Source organism: Planosporangium thailandense, from assembly GCF_011947195.1.
Taxonomy (GTDB): domain Bacteria; phylum Actinomycetota; class Actinomycetes; order Mycobacteriales; family Micromonosporaceae; genus Planosporangium; species Planosporangium thailandense.
Genome location: NZ_JAATVY010000012.1, coordinates 173,008 through 193,336, shown reverse-complemented (window position 1 = coordinate 193,336; position 20,329 = coordinate 173,008). Strand labels below are relative to the sequence as shown.

Here is a 20,329-nt window from a genome sequence, read left to right as displayed (position 1 = left end):
CTCGGCGCGCATGGCCAGCGCCAGGGCACCGCCGATCATGAACCAGACGAACGACGTGACCAGGTACATCAGCCCGATCTGCTTGGCATCGGTCGTGCGCAGCAGGCGTGTGAAGGCCGATCCTTTAACGGGCTGATGGACCGGCCACGGCCGAGTCACGATCGGCTTCGGGGCGACGGTGGTCACGAATGGCCTCCTGTGCTGGTTACCAGCTATATCTCGTGCGGTGGTAACGATCTGTGGCCGTACCAGTGGGCAGAATAGCCGGCCGACCCGACGGTACCCGGTCGGGGGCCGGTGACAGGTGTCTAACGCCGCATTCGCCCGGCGCGGTGAATGGCGCCATAGTCCCTGGTCCGGTGCCCGATCACCCTACTCCTTCGCACCGGCGCGCCATCCCGTTGCCGACCCCCTCGCCGCCTCCCCCGGCGCCGACCGTCGGCCAGCCCCCGCGATAGCGACCGGAGAGTCCCCTGGAAGGCCCGTCCCGCATCATCGATGCGTTGTCGTGTCATTGTCGCGCCGGTGCGAGCGGCGACGGCCCCGGCGACCTGGTGGCGCAGACCACGGGGGAGGTCGGCGGGAGCGCCGCCTACTGCGCCGGCCAGCCGCACGTCAACCCGCTGCGGCCGGTGGGGTGCGCGCGTCGCGCCCCGCCGGCTTCACACTGTCCATGACCGCGATGGTCGCCCCCGACACATTCACCCGAGCGGAGGGATCGCCCGACCTGCCATGGACGACTCGGCACGCGAAACTGACCTGATCATCGTCGGCGGCGGCCCCGCCGGCTGCGCCGCGGCCGTCATGGCGTCCAGCCTCGGGATGCGCTGCGTCCTGCTCGAGCCGGCGGCGCTGTGCGGCAAGCTGCGGTACATCCGGTCGATGACCAATGTCGTCGGCGGCTTCGGCTCCGGCGCCGACCTCGCGGCGCGCATCACCGCCGACGTGTCCCGGGCCACACACTGCGACGTGCGGCTCGGCCGCGCCGCCACGGCCGTACGGGCGGCCGGGGACCACGTCGTGGTCGCCGTGGACGACGGCGGGTCGTACCGCGCGCCGTACGCCGTCGTCGCCACCGGGGTACGGCCGCAGACGACCGCCGAGGCCGACTGGATCGTCCAGGACAGCGACGTGCGGGCCGAAGCGCTGTGGGAGGCCGCGCCCGCCGATCTGGCCGGCGCGCAACTGCTGGTGCTCGGCGTCGATCGCCCCCTGGGCACGCTGCTGCGCAGCCACCCGGACACCGACCTGCGCCTGGTCGCCCTGTACCCGCCGGCCGACCAGTACAAGGCCGACGAGGTCCGGGCCGACCCGCGCGTCGGCCTGCTGCCGACCGCGCACCTCGAACTGCGCCACGGCACCGACGGCATGCTGCGCCTGCGGGCCATCGACGACGCCGGCGAGGAGCGGCTCTTCGCCGTCGACCACCTCTACCTCAACCTGGGCAGCCGTCCGGTCGTACCCGGCGGCGACCTGCGTACGGACGCGTCGGGCTACTGCCCGCCGGCGCTCCAGCCGCCCCGGATCCTGGTCGCCGGCGACCTGCGGGGCGCGCGCTACCAGCGGATCATGACGGCGTTCGGGTCGGGCGCGGAGGCGGCGCTCACGGCGTACTACGCCGCCCACGCGCTCCTTTGACGACCGGCACCTGATCGATCCTCGACGATAGGCGTTTAGCGACGGCGGTACGGGCAAGTGGCGTGCTGGCATGGATCCCGGCGCGACCGCCGGATCTCGGTGTCCGCCGGCGCGGAGCGCCACCCCGGCGGCGTCGCTCCCCATCCCCCAACGGGCGGCACCGCCATTCAACTCCGCGCCGGCGAGGTCACCGGCCCCGAGGCCACCGTTCTACCCAGACGGAGGCCGATGGAAACAACCGCCATCGACGAGGAGACACGTATGCCGACGTCCTTACCCGACGGCTCGACGACACCGGCCAGGACCACCCGTACCTATTTCCTCTATGCCCTGCTGCTCGTCGCGATCGTGAGCGCCGGGATCGTGCACGCGTTCACGCCACGGCAGCCCGTACCGGTCGCGGCCACCGAACCGCTCAACCGCCACCCGAACGCCGAGGCGGCAGTGCGGTACGCCCTCCACCAGCTCGGCACGCCGTACGTCTGGGGCGGCACCGGCGACGGCGGCTTCGACTGCTCCGGCCTGGTCATGCGGGCCTGGCAGGCCGGCGGCGTCCAGCTGCCGCGCACCACCCGCCAAATGATCAATGTGGGCCGGCGGATCACCCGCGCGCAGCTGGCCCGCGGTGACCTGGTCTTCACCAACAACGGCGGCCACGTCCAGCTGTACATCGGCCACGGCCGCATCGTGGAGGCCCCGCACACCGGCGCCGTCGTACGCACCGGCCGGCTGCCGCGCGTCGTCACCGCCTACACCCGGGTGAGCGACGGGTAGGCCGGCGCGGTCAGGCGGGGTCGGCGACGACCCGGTTGCGCCCGGCGCGCTTGGCCGCGTACAGGTTCCGGTCGGCCTGCGCGAGCAGAGCCGACGGCGTGCTCCGCCCATCGACAACGGTCGTGACGCCGATGCTCGCCGACACCGGGATCTCCCCTGTCACCGGCTGCCACGGGTGCGCGTGGATCGCCTGCCGGAGCCGTTCGCAGCGGCGCACCGCCTCGTCGGCGTCGGTGTCGGGCAGGATCAGCAGGAACTCCTCGCCGCCGAGCCGGGCCGCGACCTCGGCGCCGCCGACGGCGGCCGCCAGCAGCGCGGCGACCTGCTGGAGCACCACGTCGCCGGTGGCGTGCGAGAGGGTGTCGTTGATGCGCTTGAAATGATCGAGGTCGACCAGCGCCGCGGACAGCGGGGCGCGGCTGGCTGCCGCCCCGTCCAGCAGCACGGCCAGCCGCTCGTCGACGAATCGACGGTTGTACAGGCCGGTGAGGGCGTCCCGCTGGGCCAACTCCCGGAAGCGTTCGCTGGCGCGGCGGGCCTCCTCGGTCTCGAAGACCGCCTGGAGCGCCCGGGCGCGCGCCTCCCGCTGCGCCGCCTGCAGCGCCTCGATCTCGGTGTGGAAGCGCCGGTACTCCTCGTACGCCTCCCGGTACCGCCCGGTCGCCGCGTACAGCTGGGCCTGCTGCTCGCGTACCCGCGCCCGGGAGGACATCAGGCCGTACTCGTCGCACACGGCGACCGCCCGGTCCAGCGTCTGCTGCGCCCGGTCGACGTCACCGCTCAGCCGCTGGGCCTCAGCCACCGTGAGCAGGCACTCCGCGAGCGGGTTGCCCTTGGTGGGCAGGTGTTCGGTCGAACCGTTCACGACGGGGCGCAGGGTGGCCTCGGCCTCGGCGTACCGGCCGTGCATCATCTCGATGCGGGCGATCGTGTCGAGGTAGTGCGGCCGCAGCGGCACCCCGTACCGGGTCTCGAACGCCCGCATCTCCGGGATGAGCGCCGACGCGTCCGTCGCGTTGCCGGCCTGGTACTCGGTGTAGGCCATGTTGTTGAGCACCTGTAGCGACAGCTTGAGCTCGCCGGCCGCGGTCGCGACGTCGAGGGCCTCGCGGAAGCGCTGGCGCGCCTCGTCCGGTGAACCGTTGCCGTGCAGCGAGATCGCCAGCATGGACAGGTGCCGCGCCCGAACTCGGGCCGGCATGTCGGCGCCGCTGTTGGTCACGCACTGGTCCGCGTGCGCGAGCGCGTCGGCCATGTCGCCGACCTGGTGGAAGAAGACGGCCAGCAGGTGGTGGCTGCCGGCGAGCAGGCGGGCGTCGGCATGCTCGGTCGCCCAGGCGTTCACCTGCTGGGCCAGGCGGCCGGACTCGGCGGTCTCGCCGGCCTGCAGGAGAATGTCGGCCCGGATCAGCCGCGCCCGCATCTGCAGGTCGGACCGGCCCAGCTCGCCGGCGAGCCGATCGACCTCGGTCGGCATGGCGTCGGTACGGAGGTCGTCGGCGGAGATCGTCTCCATCGCGTCCAGCGCCGCCGCCAGTCTCGTCTCGGCTTGCGGCGTCAGCGGGGACAGGTCGGCGAGGAGGTCGGCGATCTCGGCGACGGTCGTCGCGGGGCTCGTGACGCGGGCGGCGGATTCGGGTACGGCCGTGCTCACGGGTTGCGCCGCCCGCGCCGGTAACGCCGGATCCATAGCCATCACATCCGTGGTCGTCTCAACGATGTGTGATCAAGATTATGGTGGGCTCGGTTGCGGCACACTGTACGACCACGTTGCCGTTGTGGTGCGCCGCAGCGGGCTACCCGCGGGCGGGGTCGGCGACGACCCGGTTGCGGCCGGCCCGCTTCGCCGCGTACAGGTTCCGGTCGGCCTGCGCCAGCAGCGCCGACGGCGTGCAGCGCCCGCCCGCGACGGCGGTGACGCCGATGCTCGCCGTGACCGGAAGGTCGCCGGTGATCGGCCGCCACGGGTGTCCCTGGATGACCCGCCGCAGCCTCTCGCAGCGGCGTACCGCCTCGTCGGCGTCGGTGTCGGGCAGGATCAGCAGGAACTCCTCGCCGCCGAGCCGGGCGGCGACCGCGTCGTCGGCCGCGGCCTCGGTGAGCAGGTCGGCCACCTGCTGGAGTACGAGGTCGCCGGTGGCGTGCGAAAGGGTGTCGTTGACGCGCTTGAAGTAGTCGAGGTCGATCAGCGCCGCGGCCAGCGGGGCGTCGCGCTCGAGCAGCGCGGCCAGATGCTCGTCGACGTAGCGGCGGTTGTACAGCCCGGTGAGCGCGTCCCGCTCCGCCAGCTCGCGGAACCGGATGCTCTCCCGCCGGGCCTCCTCGGTCTCGAACACCGCCTGCAGGGCCCGGGCACGGGCCTCGCTGCGCGCCGACTGGAGCGCCTGGGACTCGACGTGGAAGCGCACGTACTCCTCGTACGCCTCCTGGAACCGCCCGGTGGCCGCGTACAGCTCGGCCCGCTCTTCGCGGATCAGCGCCCGGTAGGAGGCCAGCTTGCGCTCCTCGCACTCCTCGACCGCCCGGTCCAGGGTGGCCCAGGCGGCGTCGATGGCGCCGCGCCGGCGCTGCGCCTCCGCGACGGTGAGCAGGCAGCCGGCCAGCGCGTTGCCCTCCGTGAGCAGGTCGACGGCGGAACCGTCCAGGATGGGGCGCAGCGTGGCCTCGGCCTCCGCGTACTGGCCGTGCATCATCTCGATCCGGGCGATCGTGTCGAGAGCGTTGGCATCCAGCGGGACGCCGGAACGAGCCTCGATCGCCCGCAGCTGGTCGACCAGCTCCCGCGCCTGCTCACGGTCGCCGGACTCGTACGCCGTGTAGGCCAGGTTGTTCAGCACCCGCATCGACATCTCGTGCTCGTCGGCGGCGGTCGCGATGTCGAGCGCCTCCCGGGCGCGACGGAGCGCCTCGTCCGGCGAGCCGTTCTCGTCGAGCACCACCGCGAGGGTCGCCAGGTGCTCGGCTCGGATCCGCGCCGGCATGGACACCTCGGTGTGCGCCACCGACTGGACCGCGTGCGCCAGCGCGTCCGCCAGGTCGCCGACGTGCCGGAAGAACTGCGCGAGGTTGCGGTGGCTGCGGGCGAGCAGGTACTGGTGGTCGTTCTCGGCGGCCCACGCGTTCACCTGCTTGGCGATCCGGCCCGCCTCGACCGTGTCCCCGTCCCGCCGCAGTACGTCCGCGCGGACCAGCCGCGCGCGCATCTGCAGATCCGGGCGGCCAATCTCGACAGCCAGCCGCTCCGCGCGTTCCGCCGGCGCGTGGACCGTGCGGTAGCGCTCGGCGGGGATCGTCTCCATCGCCTCCAGCGCCGCCGTCAGCCGGGCCTCGAGCTGAGGGGTACGCGGGGACAGCCGGGCGACGAGGTCAGCGATGTCGGCAGCGGGCGTCGTCGTACCGGCGGCCGCTGCCGCCCCCGCCTTCACCGCCGTATCCATACCGACCCGTATTCACCTTCGCCTCACGCTGACAAGACTCAAGGTTAGGTCGGACCGGTTGCCGTGGACCGTCCCGTCGGGTTGCCGTCGCGGTGCACCGTGGACGGCTAGGCACCGGCCGGATCGGCGACGACCCGGTTGCGCCCGGCCCGCTTCGCCGCGTACAGGTTCCGGTCGGCCTGCGCCAGCAGCGCCGACGGTGAGCCGCGCCCGTCGCCGGCGGTCGTGACGCCGATGCTCACCGACACCGGGACGCGTCCGGTGATCGGCGCCCAGTCGTGGGCGACGACCTGCCTGCGGAGCCGCTCGCAGCGGCGTACCGCTTCGTCGGCGCCGGTCTGCGGGAGGATGAGGAGGAACTCCTCCCCGCCCAGCCGGGCTGCCACCCCCAGGTCCACCGCCGCGTCGGACAGCAGTTCCGCGAACCGTCGGAGCACAAGGTCACCGGCGGCGTGCGAGAGGGTGTCGTTGATGCGCTTGAAGTGGTCGAGGTCGACCAGCGCCACCGACAGCGGGGCGCGGTCGGCCGCCGCGTCGTCCAGCAGCGCGGCGAGCCGGTCGTCGACGTAACGGCGGTTGTACAGGCCGGTCAGCGGGTCGCGGAGGGCCAGTTCGCGGAAGCGGAGGCTGTCCCGCCGGGCCTCCTCGGTCTCGAGTACGGCCTGCAGCGCGCGGGCCCGCGCCTCCCGCTGCGCCGACTGCAGCGCCTGGGACTCGGCATGGAAGAGCACGTACTCCTCGTACGCCTCGCGGTAGCGGTCGGCCGCCGCGTGCAGCGCGGCCCGCTCCTCCCGCACCCGCGCCCGGTGTGAGGCCAGCCCCCGCTCCTCACACACCGCGACCGCCCGGTCGAGCGTCGCCTGGGCGGCCGTGACGTCCCCGCGCAGCCGCTGCGCCTCGGCGACGGTGAGCAGGCACTCCGCCAGCCCGTGCCCCTCGCTGGGCGTCAGCCCCGCCGTCCCGTCGAGTACGGGGCGCAGGGTGGCCTCCGCCTCGGCGTAGCGCCCCTGCGCCAGCTCGATGCGGGCGATCGTGTCGAGATCGCTGGCGCCCAGCGGCTGGCCGTGCCGCTCCGGAAAGACCCGCATCTGTTCGACGAGCTCCCGCGCTTCGGCGAGCGCACCGGAGGAGTACGCCATGTACGCCATGCTGTTGACGATCCGCAGCGACAGTTCGGCGTCCTCGATGGACGTGGCGAGGTCGAGCGCCTCGCGGTACCGTCGCCGGGCCTCGTCCGGAGATCCGTTGTCGTCAAGCGTGATCGCCAGCAGCAGCAGGTGCTCGGCGCGCTGCCGGGCCGGCACCTCGGCACCGGTGTACGCCACCGACTGGACCGCGTGGGCCAGCGCGTCGGGCATGTTGCCCACGTAGTAGAAGAACGCCGAAAGGCCGCGGTGACCGCGGGCCAGCAGATACCCGTGGTCGTGCTCGGTGGCCCACGCGAGGACGTCATGGGCGATGCGGCCCGCCGCCGCGGTGTCGCCGTCGCGCAGCAGCACGGACCCGCGCAGCAGGCGGGCCCGCATGCGAAGGTCGGTGCGGCCGAGCTCGGTCGCCAGCCGCTCGGCGCGCTCGGCCGGCCCGGCGACGCCGCGGAACTCAGCGGGCGGGACGGCTTCCAGCGCCTCCAGCGCCGTGACCAGCCGGGCCTCGGCCTGCGGCGTGTCGGCGGACAGCCCGATCAGGAGACCGGCGATGTCGGCAGCCGGCGTCGCTGCCTCCCCCGCCTGCACCGCCGTGTTCATCGTGACCCGCAATTCGTCGTCGTCGTCTCAAATGAGTCGTCTCAAATGACGAGAGTCAAGGTTAGGCCGGACGGGGTGCGTTCTCACGCACCGTCGGGTTGCCGTCACGGTGCACGGTGGTCGGCTAGGCAGCCGCCGGGTCGGCGACGACCCGGTCGCGCCCGGCCCGCTTCGCCGCGTACAGGTTCCGGTCGGCCTGCGCCAGCAGCGCCGACGGTGAGCCCCGGCCGCCGGTGACGGTCGCGACGCCGATACTCGCCGTGACCGGTAGGTCGCCGGTGATCGGCCGCCACGGGTGCCCCTGGATCGCCCGCCGCATCTTCTCGCAGCGGCGTACCGTCTCATCGGTGTCGATATCGGGGAAGATCAGCAGGAACTCCTCGCCGCCGAGCCGGGCCGCGACCGCGCCGTCGCCCGCGGCTTCGGCGAGCAGTTCGGCCACCCGCTGGAGCACGAGATCGCCCGCGGCGTGCGACAGCGTGTCGTTGACCCGTTTGAAGTAGTCCAGGTCGACCAGCGCCACCGACACCGGGGTGCCGCTGTCGATCAACCCGCCCAGGTGCTCGTCGACGTAACGGCGGTTGAACAGCCCGGTGAGCGCGTCCCGCTGGGCCATTTCCCGGAACCGGATGCTCTCCCGGCGCGCCTCCTCGGTCTCGAACACCGCCTGCAGCGCCCGGGCGCGGGCCTCGCGCTGGGCCGACTGCAGTGCCTGGGACTCGGCGTGGAAGCGCACGTACTCCTCGTACGCCTCCCGGAACCGCCCGGTCGCCGCGTACAGCGCGGCCTGCTCCTGCCGGATCTGCGCCCGGTGGGAGGCCAGCCCCCGCTCCTCACACACGGCGACCGCCCGGTCGAGGGTGGCCTGCGCGGCGTCGATAGCGCCGCGCAACCGCTGTGCCTCGGCGACCGTGAGCAGACACTCGGCCAGCCCGTGCCCCTCGCTGGGCGCGAGCCCGGCCATCCCCTCCAGGACGGGGCGCAGGGCGGCCTCCGCCTCGGCGTACCTGCCCTGCATCATCTCGATCCGGGCGATCGTGTCGAGCTCACTCGCGGCCAGCGGCTGGCCGTGCCGCTCCGGGAACTCCCGCATCCGCTCGACGAGCTCCCCCGCCTCCTGGATGTCGCCGTAGGTGTACGCCGTGTACGCCATGGTATTGACGATCCGCAGCGACAGCTCGGCGTCGCCGATCGACGTGGCGAGGTCCAGCGCCTCCCGGTGCCGGCCGCGCGCTTCGTCCGGCGAGCCATTCTCGGCGAGCATGATCGCCAGAGTCATCAGGTGCTCGGCGCGCATACGGTCCGGCACCTCGTCACCGGTGTACGCCACCGACTGGACGGCGTGGGCGAGCGCGTCGGCCAGGTCGCCCACGTGGAAGAAGAACGCCGAAAGCCGGTGGTGGCTGCGCGCCAACAGGTACCTGTCGTCGTGGGCGGCGGCCCAGGCGTGGACGTCGTGTGCGATGCGGCCCGACCCCGTGGTGTCGCCGTCGCGCAGCAGCACCGAGGCCCGTACCAGGCGGGCGCGCATCCGCAGGTCCTCGCGGCCCACTTCGGCCGCCAGCCGCTCCGCGCGCCGGGCCGGCTCCGCGACGGTCCGGAACTCGGCAATGGGGACCATCTCCATCGCCCGCAGCGCAGCCGCCAGCCGGTCCTCGACCTCGGGCGTCCGCGCGGACAGCCCGGCGAGGAGGGCGGCAGTTCCTTCGCCCGCGTACACCGGAGTCACCTGCATCGCAGCATCTACCTCTGCCTCATTCGTCAAATCAGACTATGTAGGACAGGTTGCCGCTCACGCATCGGCGGGTTGCGATGCGGGTGCGTCAGGGCGGGCCGGTCAGCACGACACGGGGCAACGCGTGCGTCCCCTGGAGCCGTCCACTACCCACCCTTTCTCTTACCCGCTCATTCAACAAGTTAGCGATACGAAGCAGGTGCCGTAAGCGGCCGGACAATCTAGGGTCGTCGTCGCTGGCCCCATTGACTGGTCCACATTCCCGGTCGGCCGTCCGACGTGGAGATACCCGGGCCCGGTCCGGTGCGCCAGCGGCATGTACCGCAGACGCGGTACCCGCACGAAAGGTCTGTATATGCGACGACCCCTACCCGCCATCGCGGCGACGCTCCTGCTCGCCGGCAGTGGCATTCTGGCCGGTTCTCCGGCCGCCTTCGCCGACAGCCGGTCGCCGGTTGCCGGCTCCCACCCCAAGTGGGCGACGCCGGCGAACCGCGCCGGCAACGCCGACACGGCGAAGAAGCTGTCGTTCCGGGTGTACCTGCAGATGCGTGACCGCGCCGGCGCCGAGGCCGCGGCGCGGGCGGTCTCCGACCCGAAGAGCGCCTCGTACGGTGACTACCTGACCCCCGACAAGGTCCGGCAGCGGTTCGCCCCGCAGGCGTCGTCGGTGTCGGCCGTCCGGTCGTGGCTGCAGTCGAACGGCTTCAAGGTGGGCGAGGTGCCCGCCAACAACCTGTACGTCGAGGCGAGCGGCACGGTCGCCAACGTCGAGAAGGCGTTCGGCGTGAACCTGGCCATGTACCGGGTGCAGGGCAGCACCCTGCGCGCCCCCGACCACGACCTCAGCGTCCCCGGCTCGATCTCGTCGGTGGTCTCCGGGGTCGTCGGCGTCGACCAGGCGCAGAACCTCTTCCGCCCCATGCACACCACCGGTGACGGCGCAGGCGCCGGCAACGCCCGCGGCAACGCCGCCGCCAGCGCGGCCGCTCCGAGCACCGCGCCGCCGTCGCCCGGCTTCCGCAACGCCCGGCCGTGCAGCGCCTACTTCGGCGAGAAGACCTACACCACCAACCCGGAGTACGGGGGCGGCTTCCCGACCACGCTGCCCTACGCGCCGTGTGGCTACAAGCCGGCCCAACTGCGCTCCGCGTACGGCCTGGACCAGGTCAAGGGCGACGGCTCCGGGGTGACGGTGGCGATCGTCGACGCGTTCGCGTCGCCGACCATCCTCCAGGACGCGCAGAAGTACGCCCAGCGCAACGACCCGACCCACCCGCTGCAGAAGAACCAGTTCAGCCAGTACGTGTTCCCGGAGAACGCGGCTGACGAGGAGCTGTGCGACGCGTCCGGCTGGTACGGCGAGGAGACGCTCGACGTGGAGGCCGTCCACGCCATGGCGCCGGGCGCGAAGATCCTGTACGTCGGCGGCTCCGACTGCGAGGACGCCTCACTGGACAAGGCCCTCAACTACGTCATCGCCCACAACAAGGCGCAGATCGTGTCAAACTCGTACGGTGACCTGGGCGAGGACGTCCCGGCCGACCTGGTCGACGCGTTCGAGCAGATCGCCATCCAGGGCGCCCTGCAGGGTATCGGCGTCTACTTCTCCTCGGGTGACTACGGCGACAACACCTTCATGCTCCCGGGCGAGGCACCGCAGCCGGACTTCTCCGCCTCCAGCCCGTGGGTGACCGCGGTGGGCGGCACGAGCCTGGCCATCGGCGCCAACGGCAAGCGGCTGTTCGAGACCGGCTGGGAGACCGGCAAGAGCACGCTCAGCAAGGGCGCGTGGACCCCGGCGGCGCCCGGCGGGTACACCAGCGGTTCGGGCGGCGGCACCAGCCACCTCTTCGCGGAGCCGTTCTACCAGAAGGGTGTCGTCCCGGACGCCCTCGCCGGGCAGGGCCAGACCGGCAACAACCGGGGCCGGGTCGTACCCGACATCTCGATGGTCGGTGACCCGAACACCGGCTTCCTCGTCGGGCAGACCCAGACGTTCCCCGACGGCGTGTACTACGACGAGTACCGCATCGGCGGCACGAGCCTGTCGTCGCCGCTGCTCGCCGGCCTGATGGCGGTGGCCGACCAGGTGGCCAAGCAGAACCACCGCCCCCGGCACGGATTCATCAACCCCTGGCTGTACCAGTTCACCTCGCGTACCCAGGCGGTCACCGACGTCCAGCACGTGACGGCGGCCGACGTCCGGGTGGACTACGCCAACGGGGTCGATGCCACTGACGGCCTGACCACCAGCGTCCGGACCTTCGACTGGCCCGGCCTGTCGATCCACACGGCCAAGGGCTACGACAACGTCACGGGCCTCGGCGTGCCGAACGCTCCGCTGTTCACGTCCTGGCTCCTGCCCTAAGGACGCAGCACGGCGTCTTCGCCGAAACGGAAGCGGCGGTCGACGATTGTCGGCCGCCGCTTCCGCGTTGGTCGGCGTCGGCTTGCGCGGGTCAGCGCCATGGCCCCTCGCCCGGCGGCCCGCCATGGCCGGCCCAGCCGGCGGCCGTGACGAGCACGACGAGCAGCGCCGACAGCAGAATGCCGATGCTGCCCAGCACCCGGCCGACGACGGCCCTGTTCCACGTACCCGCTGACCTGGCGCCGGGCACGCTCAGCACGACCGCGCCGAGCCCGAACAGCCAACCGACCAGACAAAGGGACAGCGGTATCGACACCACCCCGAGGACGAGCGACGCGACCGCGCAGGTCGCGGCGTTGTCGTCGGCGGGGTGGCCGCTCCCCCGGCCCGGGACGGGCTGCTGCCCCGGCGCCCGCGTACCCCATCTGAACTGCGCCGGCAGGTCCGCGACCTGGGCCTGCAGTACGGACCGGGTCTTCGCCTGCGTCGCCGCGACCGTCCGCTCGTCGTACTCGTCGAGCGTCAGATAGCCCTGCTCCACGGCGGCACCGAGCAGGCCGACGACCTGGGCCCGTTGCTCGTTTCCCACCCGCTCGTCGTCCATGATCCCCACACCCCCGGTGTGATCACTTCAGCGTCCGGACGACCGCCCCGCTGCCATTGTCGCCCGCCGCCGGCTCCGCGGCGCGCTGGAGACGGCGCGCTGGCGGCGACGCGCTGGTGGCGACGCGCTGGTGGCGACGCGCTGGAGACGGCGGCGCGCTGGAGACGGCGGCGCCTCGCGCCTGTGGCGAATCCGACCGAGCCGCTGCCCCGACCGCCACCTGCTCGTTAAGGCTCGCGGAACGCGACGGTGGAGAAGGCGGTTCGGGTTGGAGCTGGACGAGGCGCGGGAGCTCGCGGTCGGGTTGATGGCCGAGCACGGCCTGAGCGGTTGGCGCCTGGTGTTCGACGAGGCCAAGACCCGCGCCGGGGTGTGCCGCCCGGACACCAGGGAGATCGGCCTGTCCCGCCCGCTGACCCGGCTGTACGACCGGGAGCAGGTCAGGGACACCGTCCTGCACGAGATCGCGCACGCCCTCGTCGGCACCCGGCACGGGCACGACCGGGTGTGGCGGGCGACGGCGCTGCGCATCGGCTGCTCCGGTACGCGATGCGTGTCCGAGGAGGCGCCCCGGCTGGAGGGCGCCTGGGTGGGCGTGTGCCCCGCCGGCCACCGCAGCACCGCACACCGCCGGCCGACGCGGGTCAAGTCGTGCCGGCACTGCTCCCCGATCTTCGACACGGCGGCGCTGCTGGAATGGACCTATCGGGGCCGCCCGGCGCCGATGCACCCCAGCTACGTGGCCGAGCTGGCGCGGCTGCGGGGGCGTGCCGCGGTCCCGGCGGCGCTGCGCATCGGCGACCGGGTACGCCTGACCGGCGGCGGCAAGTACGGCGGCATGGTCGGCACGATCGCGAAGCGCGGGCGGACCCGGTACCAGGTGCAGACTCCGCTCGGGGTGTTGAGCGCACCATTCACCATGGTGGAGGCCACCGAGCGCGACCGAGTGAGCTGAGCCACTCCGGGCCGACGCGTACAGTCTGCGCCCGGGATTGTCGGGGGCCGGTCGTACTCTTCGAGCACATCGCCGGTCGGTCATATTGGGCCACCTCGACCCGCAGTACCACGGAGACGCAGTGAGAAGACGACGGATCAGCCTGCTGGACGTCGGCCTGGACGCCAACTTCGACGCCGCCATGTCCTTCATCCAGTCGACGCTGGCCAACATCAACATTCACTACGGCGAGCCGGTCGTCGACATCGACTTCGTACGCTCCCGCGATCCGGACACCGTCCTCACCGCGTTCACCGCCTCCTGCGACGTGCTGCACGTCATGGCGCACGGCGACTACGTCACCGACTCCCCCACCTTCAGCAGTAGCGACGAGCGCACCAAGATCTCGCTGGAACAGCTGGGCGAGACCGCCGCCGAGCGGGGCCGGGGCATCTCCACCGGCGCCATCCTCGCCGACGGCTGCAAGACGGGCACCGGCGCGTGGCAGAAGGCGGTCCGCGACTGCCTGCACGGCGACGTGACCTACATCGGCACGTCGACGCAGGTCGGGTGGTACGAGAGCACGGTCTTCTGCTCGGCGTTCTACAGCGCGCTCCTGCGCAACAAGGGCAAGGGCATCACCCCCGCCGAACAGGCTCAGGACGCGGCGAAGCGGGCGCAGGAGGCGTACACGCTGCTGACCGACCGAAACTGCCCGTACAAGGTCATGACCCTCAGCCCGAGCCGCTGGGCGAAGCAGGCGTTCCAGTAGGTCCCGTCGCGGGTCACCGGTTCGGGCGCAACGGCGCGGCGGCCATCTCGGCCTCGACGGCGGCCAGCACCATGAGGAGCGCCGGCGGCAGGCGGCCGGCGAGCGCCTTGAGCTGGTCGGTCGCGAGCTGCTGATGCTCCCGGGTGACGACGTCGACCAGCCCGGTGACCACGACGAGACCGGCCAGGACGAGAACGTTCCAGGTCTGGACCTGATCGGGATGCCTCATGTGGTACCGCAGGAGGATGGCCGGGCCGGAGGCGACGTTCGCGCTCCGGGGCACGTACCTCCGGCCGGTGAGCCGGCTTCCACTCCAGTCGACGTGGCCGGCGCCGGCCAGTCGCTCACAGACCGGCCTCGTCACCTCGCCGGCCAGGTCGACGATCCACTGGCGGATGGTTCGCGGGGTCGGGTCCCGCGCGATGTGGCTCATCACCAGCGCGGCGACGTCATCTCTGGGCGGCCGACGCTCGGGGCTGGCCATAATCGTCGTGTTTTCGTCGAGCACCGACAGTTGCCCGTCGAGCATCACCTCGGTCAATACAGCGCCCGCCAGGGCGGCGTCGAGCATTCGGCCGGGAAGGCTGGCCCGCCGCGGGTTCAGGTCGTGGTTGAGCAGCCAGAAACTGTCAGCTACAGCGAGTTCAGCTTGGGGCTGCATACGTCGGGTCCTCGAAATATCGGCACGGCTTCCGGCTGTCTTCACGCGCCATTAACATTGATGACTGCCGACGTCCCAGCGCGCTCGGACTAGATAGGCCGAGCGCGGAGGTTAGCAGGACACATGCGGCCCGAACAGGCCGGACGGCCGAAGACCGGGAAAGAGCCGTGCATCATTGCGCAGCGCGTACGTGACCGGAGTCATATCGACTAACGGCTATTGAGGCCGCTACACCCCGGCACTATCGTGCGATGCCGACCCATTGAGGATCTGGAGAATCTGTCGATGAAAGCACGCAGCTCCGCGGCATCTCACTTGACAAACAACCGGATCGGCACCATATCTCTCGTCTTCCTACTGGTCTCGGCGTCCGCGCCGATGACCGTTCTCGCCGGTGGCGTGGTGGCAACCTTCGCCGTCACCGGAAATATCGGCGCCCCGTTGTCGTTTCCGGTACTGGGTGTCGCCCTCGCGCTATTCACCGTCGGCTACGCGGCGATGAGCCGCTACGTCCACAACCCCGGCGCTTTCTACGCGTACATCTCGCTGGGGCTCAGCAGGGTGTGGGGGGTCGCGGCGTCAGCGGTCGCCCTGGTCAGTTACAACGCCATCCAGATCGGCCTCTACGGGCTGTTCGGCGCCGCGCTGGCGGCCTTCGCCGGCGCGCATTGGCACTCCACCGTGCCCTGGTGGGGCTGGGCGCTCGCCGCCTGGGCCACCGTCGCGCTGCTCGGCCAACTCAACATCGACCTGTCCGCGAAGGTCGTCGGCGCGTTCCTCGCCGCCGAGGTCGTCGCGGTCGTGCTGTTCGATCTCGGCGCGTTCGGCCACCCGGCCGGCGGCACGATCGCCGTCGACGGCCTCAAGCCGCACAACCTCTTCGCCAACGGGGTCGGTGGCGTGTTCGCCTTCGGCATCGCCGCCTTCGTCGGCTTCGAATCCGGCGCCGTCTACTCCCGCGAGGTGAAAGACCCCCGGCGTACCGTCGCGCGCGCCACGTACGCCGCGATCGCCGTCACCTCGGTGCTGTACCTGATCTCGGCGTGGGCGCTCAGCGTCGCCACCGGCCCCCGCGATGTCGTCGCGCGGGCCCGCGACCCGCAGTCCGGGATCCCGTTCAGCCTGATGGCGGCGCATTTCGGCGGCATCGTCGCCGACATCGCCAACCTGCTGCTCATCACCAGCGTGTTCGCGGCGCTCCTGTCGTTCCACATGGTCAGCGCCCGGTACACGTTCGCGCTCGGCCACGAGCGGGTCCTGCCGCCGGTCGCCGCGCACGTCGGGCGCCGCACCGGCGCGCCGGCCGCCGGCTCGCTGCTCCAGTCCCTGCTCGCCCTCGTCACGGTCGTGCTGTTCACGGCGCTCCACCGCGATCCGCTCACCGAACTGTTCACCTGGCTGTCGTACGTCGCGGCCGTGGGCGTCCTGGTCCTGCTGATCGGCACGTCACTGTCGGTCGTCGGGTACTTCAGCCGGATCTCGTCCCCCGAGACCGTCTGGCAGCGGCTCGTCGCGCCGATCCTGGCGGCCGTCTCCCTGACGGCCATCACCGTGGTCACCGTGGCCAACGCCGACTCGGTGCTGGGCACGGCCAAGGGATCGGTACTGACGTACGCGCTGCCCGGCGTCGTGGGCGTGGCGGCGCTCGTCGGCCTGGTCTGGGGCATCGTCATCAAAGCCGCCCGGCCCGCCGTCTACCGGGGCATCGGCGTGGGCGGTCCGCAGCAGTCCTGGGCCGGCGGCGCGCTGGCCGGCCTCCTCGGAATCGAGCCCGCCCCCGCTTCCTGAGCACCTTTCGTTGGGAGACAACTACATGACCCTGCCCGGCATCAGCATCCGACGCGCCACCCGCGACGATGCCGAGGAGTTGGCCGCGCTGCTCGGCGCCGCCTTCATGGACGACCCGGTCAGCGGCTGGATCTTCGAATCCGAAGCCGACCGCCGCCGGCTGCACCCGGGCTTCTTCCGGCCGTTCGTCGATCTCGTCCTGGCCGCCGGCCTCGGGCACGTCGCCGGCGACGACGAAGGTACGGCCCTGTGGCTGCCGATCGACGTGCGCGCCGACGCGCCCTCCGGCGACCCGCTCGACGCGGCGGTCGAGAAGGCGATCGGGCCGGAGTACTTCAGCCGCTTCTCCGTACTGGACGGCCTCATGGCCGACCATCACCCGCACCACCGCGACCACGCGTACCTGCCGTTGATCGGCGTGCGCCCGGACCGGCAGGGCACCGGCGTCGGCACGGCGCTGCTGCGCCACCACCTCGCCGTGCTCGACAGTGCCGGCACCCCGGCGTACCTGGAGGCCAGCAGCGAGCGCAACGCCGCCCTGTACGCCCGGCACGGCTTCCGGCGGATGCCGTTCACCCTCGACCTGCCGGACGGGCCCAGCCTGTACCCGATGTGGCGCGAACCGGCGGCGCGGTAGCGGTTCGGCCCGACTCTCGGCGGGTAGCGCGATTTCGTGGCCGGACCTGCCTATCTGCGCGGTTACCTGGCGCCGGTCCCTGACGAGATCGACGCCGTCGACCTGCCCGTCGCCGGCGCGCTCCCCGCCGAGCTGACCGGCCGGTACTTCCGCAACGGGCCCAACCCGCTCCCCGGTCAGGACCCCGGACACTGGTTCCTGGGCCCGGGCATGATCCACGGGGTACGGCTGCGGGACGGCCGCGCCGAGTGGTACCGCAACCGCTGGGTCCGCACCAGCGCCCTGTCGGGCGCGCCGTACCTGCGGCCCGACTTCACGATCGACCTCACCGCCGTACCGGCCAACACCCACGTCATCCGCCACGCCGACCGGATCCTGGCGCTGGTCGAGGTTGGCCTGCCGTACGAGCTGACGCCTGAGCTGGACACCGTCGGGCCGTGCGACTTCGGCCAGCGGCTCACGACCGCCATGACCGCCCATCCGAAGCAGGACCCGGACAGCGGGGAGCTGCACTTCTTCGGGTACTCGGCGCTGCCGCCGTACCTCACGTACCACCGCCTGTCGGCAGCCGGGGAGCTGGTCGAAAGCCGGGAGATCCCCGTCGCCGGACCGACGATGATGCACGACTTCGCGATCACCTCACAGCATGTCGTGTGGCTCGACCTGCCAGTGGTGTTCGACCTGGCCCTCCTCCCGCAGGGCATCCCGTACCGGTGGGACGACCGGTACGGCGCCCGGATCGGCGTGATGCCCCGCGACGGAACCGGCGCTGTCCGATGGTTCGACGTCGAGCCCTGCTACGTGTTCCACGTCGGCAACGCGTACTCCGATCCCGGCGGCTCGGTCGTCCTCGACGCCGTGCGGTACGACCCGGCCGGATTCGCGTCGGTCTGGGAGCAGGTCGCCGGGCACCCCGACCCGGCCCGGTCCGCCGCCGTCGCCAGCACCGGGCGGCTGCACCGCTGGCGGCTCGACCCCGCGACCGGGGCCCGCAAGGAGGAGGTCCTCGACGACCGGTACGTGGAGCTGCCGACCCATCACGACGGCCGGACCGGTCGGCTTTGCGACTATCTGTACGCGGTGAGCGAGCACGCGATCGTCAAGTACGCGGTTTTCCGCGGTGCTGCCCGAACGCGCGACCTGGGCACGGATCGGCAGGTCGGCGAGGCGGTGTTCGTACCCGCGGACGGGGCGCGCGCCGAGGACGAGGGTTGGCTGATCAGTATCGTCAGCGACCCGGCCGGGTCGTCGCTGGTGGTGCTCGACGCGGTGGAGTTGGCGGTTGTGGCGTCGGTACGGCTGCCCCGGCGGGTGCCGGCCGGATTCCACGGATCATGGATCGCGGATCGGGAGTAGCCGATTGGTAGTAGCCTATCCGCGCTGCCCGCCTACCGGACCGTCTCAGGAGAACGATGACCGCCCTCCCCCGCCTCGATGACGTACAGCGCGACCGGGTGGCCGGGGCGCTGCTCGCCGCGGCCTGTGGCGACGCGCTCGGCGTGCCGTACGAGTTCAAGGAGCCGCTGCGTGCTGACCAGCGGCCGGAGATGCTCGGCGGGGGGCTCGGCGACTACGCGCCGGGCGAGTACAGCGACGACACCCAAATGGCAGTGTGTATCGCCGAGGTGTCCGCCACGGGCGCCGACCTCCGTACCGAGCCGGCCCTCGACCGGATCGCGGCGAACTTCCTGCGGTGGGAGCGTGAGGGCGCGACCGACATCGGCGCCCAGACCTCGTCCGTCCTCGGTGCGGTACGCGGCCACGCCGGTGACGGGCTCGCCGCCGCGATGCGCGCCGCCGCGGCCGGCCTGCACCAGCGGACGGGCCGCTCGGCCGGCAACGGCTCCCTGATGCGTACCGCGCCCGTCGCGCTCGCGTACCTCGACGACCCGGACGCGCTCGCCGAGGCGGCCGTGGCGGTCAGTGAGCTCACCCATTACGACCCGCTCGCCGGGGAGGCGTGCGTACTGTGGTGCGCCGGCATCCGCCGCGCCGTACTCGACGGCACCTTCGACGGCGTACGGGAAGGTCTCGACCTGCTGAAGCCCGACCGCCGCGACCGGTGGGCGGGCTACCTCGCCGACGCCGAGGCGCACCAACCGGAACGCTTCCGGCCCAACGGTTTCGTGGTACCCGCCCTCCAGGCCGCATGGTCGGCGATCATCCATACGGCGGAAGGCCCGGGGCATCTCGAGAACGCCCTGTACGCGGCGGTGCGGGCCGGAAACGACACCGACACCGTCGCCGCCATCGCGGGTGCGCTGCTGGGGGCGCGGTGGGGTGAGACCGCGGTACCTGAGGGTTGGCGGCGGATCGTGCACGGGTGGCCGGGGGTGGACGCGGCTGGGCTGGTCCGGTTGGCGGCGCTCACCGCCCAGGGCGGGACGCAGAATTAGGGGCTTCGCGCGCCGTTTCTGAGGATCGCCACCAGGGGCAGGTGCGTCAACTGCACTAATTCTGGTGCACTCAATACTGTGATCTTGGTGTACCGTTTGAGGCATGACACGCATCACGGTGGACGTCAACGACGAGTGGCTCGACGCCGCTCGCGAGGCCCTGGGCACCGACACCAAGGTCGCCACCATCAACGCGGCGCTGCGGATCTTCGCCCAGCGCAAGCAGGCAGCCGAGATCGTGGCCGCCTTCGACAGCGTGCAGATGGACTTCGACGACTCCGACCAGGCGTGGGGCTATGGCGGCGGCCGGGATCTGTCGCGGCTGGCCGAGAATGCCCGAGACACCGCAGCGGCCTGATGGCTGGCGCGGTCTACCTCGCTGACACATCCGTCTACGTGCTGCAAGGCCGGCATCCACGGGTGCGCCGGCGATTCGAGACACTCCTGAGCGAGGGCCGGCTCGCGGCGTGCCAGATGACCGCCCTGGAGTACCTCAACAACGCCCCCGACCCCAAGGGCTACGAAATCCTGTGGGGCGCGCTGCATGGGCATCGCTGGATCGACGTGACGACGGAGGCGATGGACCGAGCATTGGCCGTTCACAGGGAACTAGCCGCCACGAGCCAGCACCGCCACTTCCGCTTACCTGATCTCATCATCGCCGCGACGGCCGAATTGCACGGTGCGACCGTGCTGCACTACGACGCCGACTACGACCGGATTGCTGCGATCACCGGGCAACCGGTCGAGTGGGTAGCCCCGAAGGGGTCGCTGTAGCGCGGGTCGCCCTTCATGGACTCCGGTAGTAGGCGGCTCTCCCTGATCTTCCGCCGGCAG

At 71.7% G+C, this 20,329-nt stretch carries 17 protein-coding genes and 1 pseudogene; 11 read left to right on the top strand and 7 right to left on the bottom strand.

Annotated elements, in window-relative coordinates; translation table 11 throughout:
* A pseudogene (locus HC031_RS18290) lies at positions 1 to 186 on the bottom strand (aa3-type cytochrome oxidase subunit I); the annotation flags it as partial.
* 546 nt (positions 187 to 732) lie between these two features.
* On the opposite strand from HC031_RS18290, the gene HC031_RS18285 reads away from it, so the two are divergent.
* Positions 733 to 1,638 carry an FAD-dependent oxidoreductase gene (locus HC031_RS18285; protein ID WP_167926550.1) on the top strand — a complete coding sequence of 302 codons (906 nt, stop codon included), beginning with the start codon at positions 733 to 735 and terminating at the stop codon, positions 1,636 to 1,638.
* A 261-nt stretch (positions 1,639 to 1,899) separates the two neighbouring features.
* A complete protein-coding gene (locus HC031_RS18280) occupies positions 1,900 to 2,412 on the top strand; it encodes a C40 family peptidase (RefSeq protein WP_205862873.1) in 513 nt (170 codons plus the stop codon).
* Positions 2,413 to 2,422: 10 nt separating this feature from the next.
* Here HC031_RS18280 and HC031_RS18275 read toward each other — a convergent pair whose 3' ends face one another.
* The 4 genes from HC031_RS18275 to HC031_RS18260 all read right to left on the bottom strand — a co-directional run bounded on the left by HC031_RS18275 (position 2,423) and on the right by HC031_RS18260 (position 9,329).
* Positions 2,423 to 4,066 (bottom strand): GGDEF domain-containing protein, encoded by a 1,644-nt coding sequence (locus tag HC031_RS18275; protein ID WP_338090719.1) that lies wholly within the window; start codon positions 4,064 to 4,066, stop codon positions 2,423 to 2,425.
* Positions 4,067 to 4,208: 142 nt separating this feature from the next.
* Positions 4,209 to 5,849, bottom strand: a complete 1,641-nt coding sequence (locus HC031_RS18270; RefSeq protein ID WP_167926548.1) for a diguanylate cyclase — start codon at positions 5,847 to 5,849, stop codon at positions 4,209 to 4,211.
* 107 nt (positions 5,850 to 5,956) lie between these two features.
* Complete coding sequence (locus HC031_RS18265) at positions 5,957 to 7,594, bottom strand: GGDEF domain-containing protein (protein ID WP_167926547.1); 1,638 nt, start codon at positions 7,592 to 7,594, stop codon at positions 5,957 to 5,959.
* 124 nt (positions 7,595 to 7,718) lie between these two features.
* Positions 7,719 to 9,329 (bottom strand): tetratricopeptide repeat-containing diguanylate cyclase, encoded by a 1,611-nt coding sequence (locus HC031_RS18260; RefSeq protein WP_167926546.1) that lies wholly within the window; start codon positions 9,327 to 9,329, stop codon positions 7,719 to 7,721.
* A 355-nt stretch (positions 9,330 to 9,684) separates the two neighbouring features.
* Here HC031_RS18260 and HC031_RS18255 point away from each other — a divergent pair, with 355 nt between their 5' ends.
* The gene (locus tag HC031_RS18255) at positions 9,685 to 11,700 is read left to right on the top strand and encodes a S53 family peptidase (RefSeq protein WP_167926545.1); all 2,016 of its coding nucleotides are present in this window, start codon (positions 9,685 to 9,687) and stop codon (positions 11,698 to 11,700) included.
* A gap of 91 nt (positions 11,701 to 11,791) precedes the next feature.
* Here the strand turns inward: HC031_RS18255 and HC031_RS18250 are convergent, their stop codons facing one another.
* Positions 11,792 to 12,304 carry a DUF1707 SHOCT-like domain-containing protein gene (locus HC031_RS18250; protein ID WP_167926544.1) on the bottom strand — a complete coding sequence of 171 codons (513 nt, stop codon included), beginning with the start codon at positions 12,302 to 12,304 and terminating at the stop codon, positions 11,792 to 11,794.
* A 268-nt stretch (positions 12,305 to 12,572) separates the two neighbouring features.
* Between HC031_RS18250 and HC031_RS18245 the strand changes: the two genes are divergently transcribed.
* The gene (locus tag HC031_RS18245) at positions 12,573 to 13,259 is read left to right on the top strand and encodes a SprT-like domain-containing protein (protein ID WP_167926543.1); all 687 of its coding nucleotides are present in this window, start codon (positions 12,573 to 12,575) and stop codon (positions 13,257 to 13,259) included.
* Between the two features lie 121 nt (positions 13,260 to 13,380).
* On the top strand, positions 13,381 to 14,010 hold the full coding sequence (locus HC031_RS18240; RefSeq protein ID WP_338090718.1) for a hypothetical protein: 630 nt from the start codon (positions 13,381 to 13,383) through the stop codon (positions 14,008 to 14,010).
* Positions 14,011 to 14,023: 13 nt separating this feature from the next.
* Here the strand turns inward: HC031_RS18240 and HC031_RS18235 are convergent, their stop codons facing one another.
* Positions 14,024 to 14,671, bottom strand: coding sequence for a GPP34 family phosphoprotein (locus HC031_RS18235; RefSeq protein WP_167926542.1), 648 nt, complete (start codon positions 14,669 to 14,671; stop codon positions 14,024 to 14,026).
* Positions 14,672 to 14,956: 285 nt separating this feature from the next.
* Here HC031_RS18235 and HC031_RS18230 point away from each other — a divergent pair, with 285 nt between their 5' ends.
* From HC031_RS18230 to HC031_RS18205, 6 genes are all read left to right on the top strand, one after another.
* Complete coding sequence (locus HC031_RS18230) at positions 14,957 to 16,459, top strand: APC family permease (protein WP_277349722.1); 1,503 nt, start codon at positions 14,957 to 14,959, stop codon at positions 16,457 to 16,459.
* A gap of 25 nt (positions 16,460 to 16,484) precedes the next feature.
* Complete coding sequence (locus tag HC031_RS18225) at positions 16,485 to 17,096, top strand: GNAT family N-acetyltransferase (RefSeq protein WP_167926540.1); 612 nt, start codon at positions 16,485 to 16,487, stop codon at positions 17,094 to 17,096.
* Between the two features lie 36 nt (positions 17,097 to 17,132).
* Entirely contained in the window at positions 17,133 to 18,452 is a 1,320-nt protein-coding gene (locus HC031_RS18220) for a carotenoid oxygenase family protein (RefSeq protein ID WP_167926539.1), read from the top strand.
* Positions 18,453 to 18,508: 56 nt separating this feature from the next.
* On the top strand, positions 18,509 to 19,492 hold the full coding sequence (locus tag HC031_RS18215) for an ADP-ribosylglycohydrolase family protein (protein WP_167926538.1): 984 nt from the start codon (positions 18,509 to 18,511) through the stop codon (positions 19,490 to 19,492).
* Positions 19,493 to 19,595: 103 nt separating this feature from the next.
* Positions 19,596 to 19,850: a type II toxin-antitoxin system VapB family antitoxin gene (locus tag HC031_RS18210; RefSeq protein WP_167926537.1), complete on the top strand. Its 255-nt coding sequence runs from the start codon at positions 19,596 to 19,598 to the stop codon at positions 19,848 to 19,850.
* On the top strand, positions 19,850 to 20,269 hold the full coding sequence (locus HC031_RS18205) for a PIN domain nuclease (protein WP_205862872.1): 420 nt from the start codon (positions 19,850 to 19,852) through the stop codon (positions 20,267 to 20,269). Before HC031_RS18210 ends, HC031_RS18205 begins: the two co-directional genes overlap by 1 nt.
* The last annotated feature ends 60 nt before the right edge of the window (positions 20,270 to 20,329 follow it).

Bases quoted from the DNA above. Each gene is read 5' to 3' on its own strand.
- HC031_RS18215 (WP_167926538.1), top strand. From the start codon at position 18,509: ATGACCGCCCTCCCCCGCCTCGATGACGTACAGCGCGACCGGGTGGCC.
- HC031_RS18210 (WP_167926537.1), top strand. From the start codon at position 19,596: ATGACACGCATCACGGTGGACGTCAACGACGAGTGGCTCGACGCCGCT.
- HC031_RS18250 (WP_167926544.1), bottom strand. From the start codon at position 12,304: ATGGACGACGAGCGGGTGGGAAACGAGCAACGGGCCCAGGTCGTCGGC.
- HC031_RS18255 (WP_167926545.1), top strand. From the start codon at position 9,685: ATGCGACGACCCCTACCCGCCATCGCGGCGACGCTCCTGCTCGCCGGC.
- HC031_RS18265 (WP_167926547.1), bottom strand. From the start codon at position 7,594: ATGAACACGGCGGTGCAGGCGGGGGAGGCAGCGACGCCGGCTGCCGAC.
- HC031_RS18230 (WP_277349722.1), top strand. From the start codon at position 14,957: ATGAAAGCACGCAGCTCCGCGGCATCTCACTTGACAAACAACCGGATC.
- HC031_RS18285 (WP_167926550.1), top strand. From the start codon at position 733: ATGGACGACTCGGCACGCGAAACTGACCTGATCATCGTCGGCGGCGGC.
- HC031_RS18205 (WP_205862872.1), top strand. From the start codon at position 19,850: ATGGCTGGCGCGGTCTACCTCGCTGACACATCCGTCTACGTGCTGCAA.
- HC031_RS18225 (WP_167926540.1), top strand. From the start codon at position 16,485: ATGACCCTGCCCGGCATCAGCATCCGACGCGCCACCCGCGACGATGCC.
- HC031_RS18260 (WP_167926546.1), bottom strand. From the start codon at position 9,329: ATGCAGGTGACTCCGGTGTACGCGGGCGAAGGAACTGCCGCCCTCCTC.
- HC031_RS18270 (WP_167926548.1), bottom strand. From the start codon at position 5,849: ATGGATACGGCGGTGAAGGCGGGGGCGGCAGCGGCCGCCGGTACGACG.
- HC031_RS18235 (WP_167926542.1), bottom strand. From the start codon at position 14,671: ATGCAGCCCCAAGCTGAACTCGCTGTAGCTGACAGTTTCTGGCTGCTC.
- HC031_RS18280 (WP_205862873.1), top strand. From the start codon at position 1,900: ATGCCGACGTCCTTACCCGACGGCTCGACGACACCGGCCAGGACCACC.